General features: G+C 67.9%; 9 protein-coding genes and 1 riboswitch. Of the genes, 2 read left to right on the top strand and 7 right to left on the bottom strand.

All coding sequences use genetic code 11. The annotated features are described in order from the left end of the window. Positions 1-9: 9 nt before the first annotated feature. Positions 10-645, bottom strand: coding sequence for a hypothetical protein (locus A5775_RS17915; protein WP_156660759.1), 636 nt, complete (start codon positions 643-645; stop codon positions 10-12). 119 nt (positions 646-764) lie between these two features. Between A5775_RS17915 and A5775_RS17910 the strand changes: the two genes are divergently transcribed. Next, on the top strand, positions 765-1,709 hold the full coding sequence (locus tag A5775_RS17910; protein WP_067255299.1) for an NADP-dependent oxidoreductase: 945 nt from the start codon (positions 765-767) through the stop codon (positions 1,707-1,709). Here the strand turns inward: A5775_RS17910 and A5775_RS17905 are convergent. Both A5775_RS17905 and A5775_RS25525 read right to left on the bottom strand, forming a co-directional pair. After that, complete coding sequence (locus A5775_RS17905) at positions 1,701-3,503, bottom strand: NRAMP family divalent metal transporter (RefSeq protein ID WP_067255297.1); 1,803 nt, start codon at positions 3,501-3,503, stop codon at positions 1,701-1,703. The genes A5775_RS17910 and A5775_RS17905 overlap by 9 nt on opposite strands. 72 nt (positions 3,504-3,575) lie before the next feature. Further along, positions 3,576-3,791, bottom strand: coding sequence for a hypothetical protein (locus A5775_RS25525; RefSeq protein WP_156660758.1), 216 nt, complete (start codon positions 3,789-3,791; stop codon positions 3,576-3,578). Positions 3,792-4,037: 246 nt separating this feature from the next. After that, a riboswitch (M-box (ykoK) riboswitch) is annotated at positions 4,038-4,210 on the bottom strand. 111 nt (positions 4,211-4,321) lie between these two features. On the opposite strand from A5775_RS25525, the gene A5775_RS17900 reads away from it, so the two are divergent. Further along, positions 4,322-4,981, top strand: a complete 660-nt coding sequence (locus A5775_RS17900; RefSeq protein ID WP_067255295.1) for an O-methyltransferase — start codon at positions 4,322-4,324, stop codon at positions 4,979-4,981. Between the two features lie 19 nt (positions 4,982-5,000). On the opposite strand, the gene A5775_RS17895 is transcribed toward A5775_RS17900, so the two are convergent. The 4 genes from A5775_RS17895 to A5775_RS17880 form a co-directional block, all read right to left on the bottom strand. Further along, a complete protein-coding gene (locus A5775_RS17895; protein WP_067255292.1) occupies positions 5,001-6,995 on the bottom strand; it encodes an acyltransferase family protein in 1,995 nt (664 codons plus the stop codon). Positions 6,996-7,226: 231 nt separating this feature from the next. After that, positions 7,227-8,657 carry an aldehyde dehydrogenase family protein gene (locus A5775_RS17890; RefSeq protein WP_067255290.1) on the bottom strand — a complete coding sequence of 477 codons (1,431 nt, stop codon included), beginning with the start codon at positions 8,655-8,657 and terminating at the stop codon, positions 7,227-7,229. Positions 8,658-8,685: 28 nt separating this feature from the next. Next, positions 8,686-10,398 (bottom strand): thiamine pyrophosphate-binding protein, encoded by a 1,713-nt coding sequence (locus A5775_RS17885; protein ID WP_067255288.1) that lies wholly within the window; start codon positions 10,396-10,398, stop codon positions 8,686-8,688. After that, complete coding sequence (locus tag A5775_RS17880; protein WP_067255286.1) at positions 10,399-11,538, bottom strand: CaiB/BaiF CoA-transferase family protein; 1,140 nt, start codon at positions 11,536-11,538, stop codon at positions 10,399-10,401. It lies immediately after the preceding gene. Positions 11,539-11,546 lie beyond the last annotated feature (8 nt).

Here is an 11,546-nt window from a genome sequence, read left to right as displayed (position 1 = left end):
CGCGCTGCGCTAGCTGGGCAGGCCCCTCTTGATCGCGGCGTCTTGCTTGCGCGCGACGTCGAGGGTAATGGTCGGATCGAACGGGTCGTTGGGTGCGCTGTCGAATTCCAGGGTGACGAGCCCCTTGCCCTCGGTGAACAGCAGCACCGTCATCGCCTGCGAGTTGTCGGGGGAGGCGCCCGACACCGCTGACCCGTTGGCGCCGACGGCCAGGGGTTGCCAGTTGCCGACCACCTTGCCCGCGTAATCGCTTTTGCTGCTGGCGAGTTCGGCCGCGGCCGCCGACGGATCGGCGGTCACCACGATGGTGTCCCACAGGCGGCGGCTGCTGTCGGCGTTAGCGAACAGCTGCGCGACCCCGGGCGCGTTGTTGGGGTTGAGCATCGGCGACTGGGGCGCGGTGAGGTCTCCGCCCACGTCGCTCGGCTTGATCAGCAAAAAACCGTAATCGGTGGGTTGCCCGGGCGGCGGCCCGGTGACCGCGCTCGAGCCGGTCGGGGAAGCCGACGGGCTCGACTCCGTCGCGGAGGGCGGCGACGAAGACTGGTCAGCGCCGCTGCAGGCGGTGCTCGCCGCACCGATCGCGACAAGCGCGGTCATGTGCAGCAAGGCCCGGCCGGTGATGCCGATCCGAGGAACCTCCACGCCTGCTCCTTCCCCCCGCGGCTGTTACGAACATAAGCCCAACGGGCCGCCGGGGGTACCTCTTCGCGTGCCTATGCTGGCGTGGGTAAGCGCTCCCTTCGCGCGGTGAGGAGATCGGCATGACGGCTGCGGCGGCGCGCGCCGTACGGTTCGACCGTTACGGAGGACGCGAGGTGTTGTACGTGGCGGACATCGACATGCCCACGCCCGGCCCGGGTGAGGTGGTCGTCGAAGTTCGCGCGGCCGGGATCAACCCCGGCGAAGCCGGCATCCGGGTCGGGGCGATGCACGAGATGTTCCCCGCCACCTTCCCCTCCGGCGAGGGCAGCGATCTGGCCGGCGTCGTGACCGCGGTGGCACCCGGGGTCACCGAGTTTGCGGTCGGCGACGAGGTTTTGGGGTTCAGCTTGCGCCGCTCCAGCCACGCGACCCACACCGCTGTTCCGGTGGGCCAATTGATCCGCAAGCCCGCCCAACTCAGCTGGGAGGCAGCGGGTTCGCTCTACGTGGCCGGTGTGACGGCGTACGCGGCCGTCCGCGCGGTGGCGCCGCGGGCGGGTGAGACGGTCGCCGTGTCGGCAGCCGCGGGCGGGGTGGGCAGCCTGGTCGTGCAACTTCTGGTGCTCCACGAGGCGCGCGTCCTGGGCATCGCGGGCCCCGGCAACGCCGACTGGCTGCGCGCGCATGGCGTCATCCCGGTCGCCTACGGTGACGGGCTCGCCGAGCGGCTGCGCGAGGCGGCGCCGGACGGGATCGACGCGTTCGTCGACCTGTTCGGCCCGGACTACGTCCAGCTCGCCGTGGATCTCGGCGTGGCACCCGAACGCATCAACACCATCATCGCCTTCCAGAAGGCCGGCGAGGTGGGCGCCAAGACCGAGGGCAGCATGGACGCCTCGACACCGGAAGTGCTCACCGAAATGGCCGGCCTGATCGTTTCCGGCGCCATCGAGTTCGACGTCGCCGCAACCTATCCGCTGGACCGGGTCGCCGACGCCTTCGCCGAACTCGAGCAACGGCACACCCACGGGAAAATCGTTCTGCTGCCTACTGACTCACAATGACACGACAGGTCCGACGATACCGGCCTGCACGATCTTGATGATGACGAAGGCGACGGCCAACACGAGATAGCCCCGCAGGGTGAGCAACCCCGCCCGGCGCATCGGCGACATTGCCGGCCGGTCAAGCGCGGCGAGGCTGGGGGTTTGCCAGTTGGCCCGGTCCTGCCGCCGCACGGCACGCCGCTCGGCACGGGTGAGCGATGCGGCGTCGTCCAGTTCGTCGACCTGCTCCGGGTCCAGCCCGCCCCCGAGCGTGCGCACGATGGCTTCCGCGTCGGCCAGGTTACGATGCCGCCGGCCGACGATGATCATCACGGCGCCGCCGACGATGCCGATCACGGCACCGGCTCCGAGCCCGGCCCCGATGGTGGCGGTGGACAGATCGGGGAAGAAGGTCGTCGCCGTCAGCGCCAGCGACAACAGCACCAGGCACCACACGATGGTCCATGCAACGATGTTCTGCCGCACCGTGTTCACCCACGGTCCCAGCACCGCGCGGTCGTTGCACAGCAACACCAGAAAGACGGTCGCCGAGGGAAGCAGCACGCCGGCGAGCGCCTGCACACCTTGGGTCACCAGGCCCAGGATGTGGTCGGGGCTGAAGGAGACCGCCGCCGAGACAGCGAGCAGCACCGCGTAGCCGCCGTAGAACAAGGGGGCCTCGCTGATCTTCCAATGCAACGAGTGCCGCTTGCCCATCGCATCACCGACGGCATAAGTGGTCGCCAGGCCGACGGCGTTGGCGCCGATCAGCGACGCGTCCAGCAGGATGATCGCGAACAACGCCCCCACCGTGCCGCCCAGATGCCTGTGCAGCCCCGCGGCCACCGCGCCCGCGTCGGTGAAGTGACCGGCATCGGCGGTGCCCGCCAATCCGAACGCCGTTACCGCCATCAACGCCGTCGCCCCGACCATGACCACGACGATCCCGATCACCAAATCGGCTCGCCCGTAAGGGATCCAGCGCGCGGTGATGCGCTTGTCCACCACGTTGGACTGCTGGAAGAACAGCTGCCACGGCGCGACCGTGGTTCCCACGATCGCGACCACCAGCAGCAGCACGGTCGAGTTCAGCCCACCGGGGAATTGCGGAATCAGTCCGGCCGCGGTCGCTTTCGGGGCAGGATGCACCAGCAGCACCATCGGGATGATCAGCACGTTCACCGCGATCAGCAGGAACATCAGCCGCTCCCAGCGGCGAAACGACCCCCCGGCCACGACGGCGAACAGCAGCACCGCGGCGGCCGGGACCGCGACGATCTTCGGGCAACCCAAAAAGCCGAGAGCCAGTGACACACCGATGAATTCGGTGACGATCGTCAAGGCGTTCAGGACCAACAGATCACCGACGCTGAAGGCGCCCCAGAACTTGCCGAACCGTTCGAAGATCAAGCGCGCATGACCCACCCGGGCGATCGCGCCCAGCCGCAGCACCATTTCCTGGTTCACGTAGAGCACCGGAATCATCAGGGCCAGCGTCCACAGCAGGCCCATCCCGTAGTCCTGGCCGGCCTGTGCGTAGGTCGCGACGCCGCCGGCGTCGTTGTCGCCCACCATGACGATCAGGCCGGGTCCGCTGATGACGGCCAATGTCTTCAGTCGCCGCCAGCGGCCACTCACTGCCCCGCCGGTGCCGTCGCGCCGGATGCGACCGAACGCGCCGACGATGTCGCCGACGTGCGCGGTATCCAACACCGTCGGGCCCGCCGCGTCGGCATGCGGGCTGTCCGCCGCGGTGGCCGTGCGGCCCAAAACCGGGCTGGGCCGGCCACCGGGGGTGTGGATCGACGTCATCTGATCCTCGCTATTACGAATCGTTCTCACCTCGGGTGAGGACATGCGGTTGCACTCGCTGCGCGGAACGGATCACCAGTGGTTGTCGGGGCGGCCCGACGCGTGTCCACCCAGCGAGGCGGTGACGACCGCGATCGGCATCCGCGAGACGTACAGGTTGGCCCGCTCCTGTGGAGTCAGGTTGGTCCGCAAGTGCAACTTGTCGGCCAGCAACCGGCCCGCGCGCAGCATGGACCGGCCGCGTCCCGTCGGAGCGGCGGAAAAACGGTGTGTAACAACAAAAGCCATGATCTTCTCCTGCCAGGGGTCCGATCGGCATCGACACTGTCCGTGGGACGGATCAGCCGCGCAGGACCAGAAGGAGGTCAGGCGGCGGAAAAAATGCCGGAACCGGATCGGGACAAAACGAAATTCGGATACGGACTATCGCCGGGACTCATCTCGCCCTCACCTCCTCACGGCCAAGACACACGCGGGTGTCACCACATTCACCTGAACGAGAGGCAGGAATGATCGACGGCACCAAAGCCGCCGGTCGCACCCCTCTCGTCGGAGCTTCGGCACTGCACGGCGTATCCGGAACGTTCCAGAAGCCACTTGGGCTCAACCCTTGGGTCCGGGAAGAGCTGTCCTGACCCGGGGCGTCTCTCGACGTTCGGGGTCAGTGGCCTGTATCCATGCAGACGCCTCACCTACCGAGGTGCTTGCGGAGTCCATAGTGGCACCGCGGCCCGGGCTCGTCAAACTCATTTGCGCCCAGCGTGGCGCCGCCGCGGTCTCCCAGAGCCCGCCCAGGCTGCGCGCCTAGGCTCGGCGAGATGACCACAACGCTGCAGGATCCCCGGGTCGCATCGACGCTCGACCGCATGTACGTCGAGTCGAAGAACCAGATGTCGCTGTTGCGCGAGCGGCGTGGCACGTTCGATCAGCCGATGACCGCCCAGGAGCGGGCCGAGGCGATGAGCGAGTTCTACATCCCGGTGACGCCCGAGGCCGGCCGGCTGCTGTATTCACTGGTGCGCGCCACCCGCCCGGCGACCGTCGTCGAATTCGGGATGTCGTTCGGCATCTCCGCCCTGCATCTGGCCGCCGCCGTGCGCGACAACGGGAGCGGCCGGGTGGTGACCACGGAGCTCAGTGAGACCAAAATCGCGGCGGCGAGGAAGACGTTCGCCGAGACGGGCTTGGACGATGTGATCACGATCCTGGAGGGCGATGCCCTGACCACGCTGAAAAGCCTGGATGGACCGGTCGATCTCCTGCTGCTCGACGGTTGGAAAGATTTGTACCTGCCCGTCATCGAGCTACTGGAGCCCCGCCTGTCCACGGGTGCGTTGGTCATCGCCGACAACGCCAGCTCGGCCGATATGGCGCCCTATCTCGACCGCGTGCGCGACCAGACCAACGGCTACGTCAGCTTCAACTTCCAGGTTCGCGGCAGTGACAGCATGGAAATCAGCTGCCGCACAGGCACTTAGGAGAATTACCTCAGCGGGGCTACCGCAGCGATTCCTCGAGCCACGGCGTCAGCCATTTCACCCCTTCCGGGGTCAGGTGCACCCCGTCGCTGCGCACCTTGATGCCGTCGACCTTGGCGGTATAGACGCCGTCGGGGCACAGCTTCTTGTTCAGGTCGAGGATCGCGACTCCTGGATGGTGGCTGACCGTCTTGCGCAACATGGTGTTCCACAGGTTGACCCGGTCCGGCTGGTCCTCCGGATACAGCCGACCGTCCGGCTTTTCACCGCCGCGGCTGTAGGGCACGGTCGCGACCACCACCCGCACACCGGTGGAACCGGCGATGGTGAGCGCCCGCTCCAGCTCGCCGTTGAGGTAGGCGTCGAAGGTCGGGTCGCCGATGTGGGTCCACTGGCCCTCGTTCACGCGGTCCACGGTTTCCCAGCGGCCGATGATCAGCAGCGCGACGTCCGGCTGGTCCTGGCTCACCTGCCGCGCCCAGCGGATCGGCCAGCCATCACACTCGGATCGCTGCTCGAGGGTTTGGCCCACGTACCGGTACGGCGTCCCCCGCACCAGGCTGCATCCGATGACGGTGTGGTCGAGGAAGGCGAATCCCGGTGTCGGCGGAAGGTAGTGCATCCACGTCCACCCGATCGAATCACCGAACACCGAGACGGTGAACGGCCGATTGGGATCCCGCGGCCGGCTATCTCCCGGTGGCGACGATGAGACCGCCGCGACCGCCGAGACGCCGGGTGGCAGACCGACCTCGCGCAGCCCCGGCCCGGTCCCCACCGGAACCACCAACAACGTCACCGCCGCGGCGCTGGCCACGGTCGCCGCCGCCAACGGCAGCAGCGGCACCCGCGCCGGGCGCCACCGTCGGATGGGCTGCTCGAGCACCCAATACGACGCCGCGGCCACCACTACCGTGGCGGCGCACCGCGCGGCGAACAACGGCAGGCCGGTCCACCCGGTGCGTTCGCCGTTGAGCGCCAAGAAGATTGGCCAGTGCCACAAGTAGACCCCGTAAGAGATGGTCCCGAGCCACACCAACGGCGGCAATGCGAGCGCGCGGGCGACGACGCCGCGCTGCTCCAGGGCGACCGGGGCGATGACGACGACGGCCGCGATCGCGACGCCGATCAGCAAGCCGTGGCGGAATTCACCGCTGGCGCCGGTGGCGTAGTGGGTCGCCGCCGCCAGCCCCGCCAAACCCAACACCGGCAGGATCCGGGCGGCGCGCCGCCCCCACCGCGTGCGGATCATGCACCAGCCGCGGTTCATCGACGGCCAATCCCGCACCAGCAGGGCGGCGGCCGCCGCGCCGACCAGTAGCGCCTGCGCGCGGGTGTCGGTGCCGAAGTAGATCCGGTCGCGGGTGCCATCGGAGGCCATCACGATGGCGAGCGCCGCGGACACCAGCGCCCCCACGGTGGCGATGACGAACGTGGCGAAGCGCACCCCGCCGACGGTGGCCCGGGTGAAGCGGCGCCTCGCGCGCGCGGCCAGCGACAGCGCCACCGCGATCAACAGCAGCGGCCAGACGAAGTAGTACTGCTCCTCCACCCCGAGCGACCAGGTGTGCTGCAGCGGCGACGGCGGCGCGCCCTGGGTGAAGTAGTCGGTTTTCTGGGCGACGAACCGCCAGTTCGCCATCCACACGAACGCCGCGATGGCGTCGTCGCGCAGGCCGGTGAGCGACCGTTCGGGCAGCAGTTCCCGGGCCGCGGCCACGGCGAGCACCATCAACACCAGCGCCGGCAGCAGCCGCCGCGCGCGCCGGATCCAGAAACCGGTGAGTTCGATGCGGCCGGTCCGTCCCAGCTCGTCCAGCAGCAGCGAGGTGATCAGGAATCCGCTGAGAACGAAGAAGACGTCGACGCCGATGAATCCGCCGCTGACACCGGGGATGCCACCGTGCCCGATGAGCACCAGCGAAACCGCGATCGCGCGTAGGCCGTCGAGCGCCGGGATCCCGCTGCGCCGCTCCGGCCGGTCCCAGACCGCCAGCCGGCCAACCCTGCGCACGGGGGCGACCCATCGGGGCCGAGTACGACGAGCCGGTGCGGGGTGAGACCCGCCCGGCTCGGTGCTCGCCGTCAGCGCGCCGTGACTACCATCCCGCCCGGCGCCATGGTTGATGCCGATACGTCGTTGCCCCTCCTCGTGAACGGGGCCAGCTTAAGGGCGGAGGCGCGGGATTGCGTGGAGGACACGCAACGGTTTTGCGTCGTGGTGCGTTCGGTTTCGGGGTCGGCGTCAGGCCTTGTCGGGCGCGTAGCCCAGCGTGCTCTTGACCTCCAGGTACTCGTGGAAGCCGAACTCGCTCCATTCGCGGCCATTGCCGCTGCGCTTGTAGCCGCCGAACGGCGCGTTCATGTCGAACGCGTGGTTGATCGTCACCCATCCCGCGCGGATCCGGCGAGCAACATCACGCGCCTTGTCGAGGTCGGCCCCCGAAACGTAGCCGGCGAGGCCGTATTCGGTGTCGTTGGCGATCTCGACGGCGTGGTCGATGTCGTCATAGCCGAGGATGCACAGCACCGGTCCGAAGATCTCCTCGCGCGCGATCGTCATGTCGTTGGCGACTTGCGCGAAGACGGTCGGCTTGACGTAGTACCCCGTGTCCAGCCCCGCCGGCCGGCCCGGGCCTCCCGCGACGAGGGTCGCGCCCTCGTCGATGCCCTGCTGGATCAAGCGCTGCACCTTCTCGAACTGTGACCTCGAGGCCACCGGCCCGATCGCCGTCGCATCGCCGGCGCTGCCCACCTGGACGTGCTCCGCTGTCTCGCGCGCGATGGTGATGGCCTCGGCCATCCGTGAATTCGGCACCAGCATGCGCGACGGCGCATTACAACTCTGTCCGGAGTTGGGCATCATGTTGGCGACGCCCGCGCGGACGCCGTCGGCGAAGCCGCTGTCATCGAGGACGATGTTGGGGCTCTTACCGCCGAGTTCCTGGGTCACGCGCTTCACGGTCGGGGCGGCTTTGGTGGCTACCTCGATGCCGGCGCGGGTGGATCCGGTGAACGACACCATGTCGATGTCGGGATGGCTCGCCAGGGCCGCGCCCACGCCCGGGCCGTCGCCGTTGACGAGGTTGAACACCCCGGCCGGCACGCCCGCGGCGGCCAGGATCTCGGTGAAGACGTAGGGCGAATACGGGGCCACCTCAGACGGTTTCAGGACGACCGTGCAGCCGGTGGCCAGCGCCGGATAGACCTTGACCGCGACCTGGTTGATCGGCCAGTTCCAGGGCGTGATCAAACCACAGACGCCGATCGGCTCCTTGGCGATCAAGGTCGCCCCTTTTCGTTCCTCGAACGGGAAGTTCTTCAGCGCGTCGATGGCCGTGGTGAGGTGGCCGATGCCGAGAAAGACCTGCGGTCCGGCGGCCAGTGAGGGCGGCGCGCCGATTTCCTCGGTGACCGCCTCGGCGAGATCGTCCGCCCGCTTCTGGTATTCGGCGAGGATGGCCTGCAACAGGTCCAGGCGCTGTTCGCGGGTGCTCTGCGACCAGTCGGCGAAGGCCCGCCGGGCGGCTTGGACCGCCACGTCGACATCGGCCGCCGACCCCAGCGAGATCTTTCCCGAAACCTGTTCGGTTGCCGGGTTTTCCACGTCGAAGGTGTTAGGCCGCACCGGGTCGACCCACTGTCCGTCGATGTAGAACTTCAGGTATTCGCGCATAGCTTGCACTCTTCCTTAGTTGCGACGCTTACTGGGTGCCTTCTGCATACCAGGTGCGGAATCGGTCGTATTTGGGCATCTCCTCGGAGTTGGCCTTCGGGTCGATGCACACGTGCACCACACCGACTTTGCCGCTGGCGTAGGCGCGCGCGATGGCTGGCCCGATCTCCTCTTCCTTCTCGACGAACTCACCGTGGCAGCCGAAGCCCTCCGCGATCTTGTCCATCCGGACGTCCTTGCTCCAGTGCACGCCGGGCTGCGGTGACGGTTGGGAGAACGTGCGCTTGTAGACGCCCACCTCCAGGCCCCACTGGTGGTCGACGCCCACCACGCACACCAGCGGAAGGTTCTGCCGCGCAGCGGTTTCCAGCTCGGCGATGTGAAAGAGGAACGCCGAGTCGCTGGTCAGCAGCATGACGGGGCGGTTACCGCCCTCGGCGACGGATGCTCCCACCGCGTAGGGCAGGCCGGTGCCGAGGTGGCCGAAGTTCTGGTTCCAGATCACATCGCGCGGTTTGGACTGCGAGTAGGTCCACTGAAAGATGACGGTCGCGCCGCCATCGCGCACCATGATCGCGTCCTCGAGTTCGTTGAACGCCTTGGTGGCCTCAACGACGTATCGCGCCGGGTGAATCGGCGAACGACCCGACGGCGCGGTCTCGGCGAGCGAAGCGAGCTCCTCGGCGTCGGCGTTGACCAACTTCTCGAGGTTGGCCGACGGGGCGCGCGGCGTGTCCCGGAGCGCGTCGATGAGCTGCGGCACGACGCCGCGCAGATCGCCCACCAGCGGCACGTCGAACTGGCGGTTGACGCCGATGGCGGCCGGGTCCTGCTCGACGTACACCCATTTGCGATTCGCATCGTTGTCCGCCCAGTGCTGAGTCCGGCCGTAGTGCATCGGCTCACCGAGTTCGGTTCCCAGCGCGACGCACAGGTCGGATTCCTCGACTGCCTCGTTGGCGGCCGGGGAGAACAGGTAGGGGAATGTCCGCTCCTGCAGGCCCGGGATGTACGACGTACCCCCGGAGGTCTGGATGACCGGGCAGGCCATCAAGTCGGCGAGCTCCTTCACCGCGGGACCGGTACGCGACGTGTGCACGCCATGGCCCACCAACAGAATCGGGCTCTTCGCTTCGCGAATCAGCTTTGCGGCCTTGGCGATCTCAGGGGCTCCCGCCCCCTGGTTGACGAGGCGATACCGATGGGGCGGCAACGGATCCGGCACGTCGAGCTCTTCCAGGATGACGTGCGACGGGTACTCGATGTAGGCCGGGCCGGGTGTGCCCGACATCGCTCGCCGGATCGCCTCGTGGATGATCTCATCGGTCTGGTCGGCGTACTCGATGGACGCGCTGTACTTGACGGATGGGGCGAAAAGCGGCTCCTGACGGACGAATTGGATACGTCCGCGCCGGACCCGGCGTTCGGTGATGCGGGCGCGCTGGCCGCCGAGGAAGATCACCGGCGAGTTCTCCACCAGTGCGCACTGGATCGCTCCGGCGATGTTGGCCATGCCCGGGCCGAGCGTGCCGATGCAGAGACCGGGCTTACCCGTCATCCGCGATGCCGCCTCGGCCATGAAACCCGCGCTCAGTTCGTGATGCGGCGCGACCACCGACCACCCGCGGGCGTCGGCCTCGGCGAACATGTGCACGAAGTTCGGGTCCGGGATACCGAACAGGGTGTTCATCCCCTCGGCCTCGAACAGGTCGAGAATCCTCTGATAGACCGGCACACCCATTTAAATTTCCTTTCCCTCGCGAGCGCCAATTTCGGCGAGTATTTCTTCGGTGTGGGCGCCGAGCTCGGGCGCCGGCCCCGCGACGCGACCCGGTGTCTGCGAGAACCAGGTGGGTACGCCCGGGAAGCGCACCCGTCCGTGCGGGGTGTCCACCGTCTCGAACATGCCGACGGCGTTGAGATGCGGATCGTCGAAGAGGGCGCCGGGCGTGTTCAGCGGCGCGGCCGGTATCTCGAGTTGGCGCAGCAGCGCCAACCACTCCGCGGTGGAGCGCTCTTTCATCGTCTCGGCCACCAGCCCGTAGACGGTGTCGATCTCGCGGGCGCGCTGTTCCAGCGTCGAATACAGCTCGCTGGCCCACGGCGGCTGGACGGCTTTCATGAACGCGTTCCAGTGCTTGTCGTTGTAGATCAGCGCCGCGATGTGGCCGTCGCTGGTGCGGTACGGCCGGCGGTTGGGCGCCACGGTGCGCGGATACACCGCGGGCCCCAGCGGCGGGTCGAACAGGGCACCGTTGGCGTGTTCGACGAGCATGAACGACGCCATGGTTTCGAACATGGCGACCTCGACTTCTTGCCCTTCGCCGGTGCGCTCGCGATGAAAGAGCGCCATGGTCGTCGCGTACAGCGCCGTCAGCCCGGCGATCTTGTCGGCCATGATGGTGCCGACGTAATCGGCCTCCCCGGTCAACTGCTGTTGCACCGCCGGCACACCACATTCGGCCTGGATCGTGTCGTCATAGGCGGGCCGATCGCGATCGGGCCCGCGCCGCCCGTACCCGTAGCAGTTGGTGTAGACGATCGCGGGGTTGATCGCGGCGACGTCGTCGTAGCCGAAGCCGAGCTTGGCGATCGCCTTGGCGCGCATGGAGTGGATGAACACGTCGGCGGTCTCGACCAGCGCGCGCAACGCCCGCGTTCCGGCGTCGGTTTGCAGGTCCAGCACGATCCCGCGCTTGCCCCGGTTCACGTTGACGAATACCCCGCTCATGCCCGGCGCCGGGCCCACCGAGATGTAGCGGGTGTTATCGCCTTGGGGCGGTTCGACTTTGATCACGTCGGCGCCCATGTCGGCCATGATCTGCGTGCAGTAGGGACCCATCACCATCGCGGTGAGATCGATCACGCGCACGCCGGCCATCGGGCCCG

It is taken from the genome of Mycobacterium sp. 852002-10029_SCH5224772, assembly GCF_001667315.1.
In the GTDB taxonomy this organism is placed as follows: Bacteria; Actinomycetota; Actinomycetes; order Mycobacteriales; family Mycobacteriaceae; genus Mycobacterium.
Note: the sequence above shows the minus strand (reverse complement) of the source record. Positions and strands in the feature narration are given on the sequence as shown.

Coding starts and splice junctions, on each gene's coding strand:
- A5775_RS17880 (WP_067255286.1), bottom strand. CDS start 11,538: ATGGCCGGCGTGCGCGTGATCGATCTCACCGCGATGGTGATGGGTCCC.
- A5775_RS17890 (WP_067255290.1), bottom strand. CDS start 8,657: ATGCGCGAATACCTGAAGTTCTACATCGACGGACAGTGGGTCGACCCG.
- A5775_RS17885 (WP_067255288.1), bottom strand. CDS start 10,398: ATGGGTGTGCCGGTCTATCAGAGGATTCTCGACCTGTTCGAGGCCGAG.
- A5775_RS17905 (WP_067255297.1), bottom strand. CDS start 3,503: ATGACGTCGATCCACACCCCCGGTGGCCGGCCCAGCCCGGTTTTGGGC.
- A5775_RS17900 (WP_067255295.1), top strand. CDS start 4,322: ATGACCACAACGCTGCAGGATCCCCGGGTCGCATCGACGCTCGACCGC.
- A5775_RS17910 (WP_067255299.1), top strand. CDS start 765: ATGACGGCTGCGGCGGCGCGCGCCGTACGGTTCGACCGTTACGGAGGA.
- A5775_RS25525 (WP_156660758.1), bottom strand. CDS start 3,791: ATGGCTTTTGTTGTTACACACCGTTTTTCCGCCGCTCCGACGGGACGC.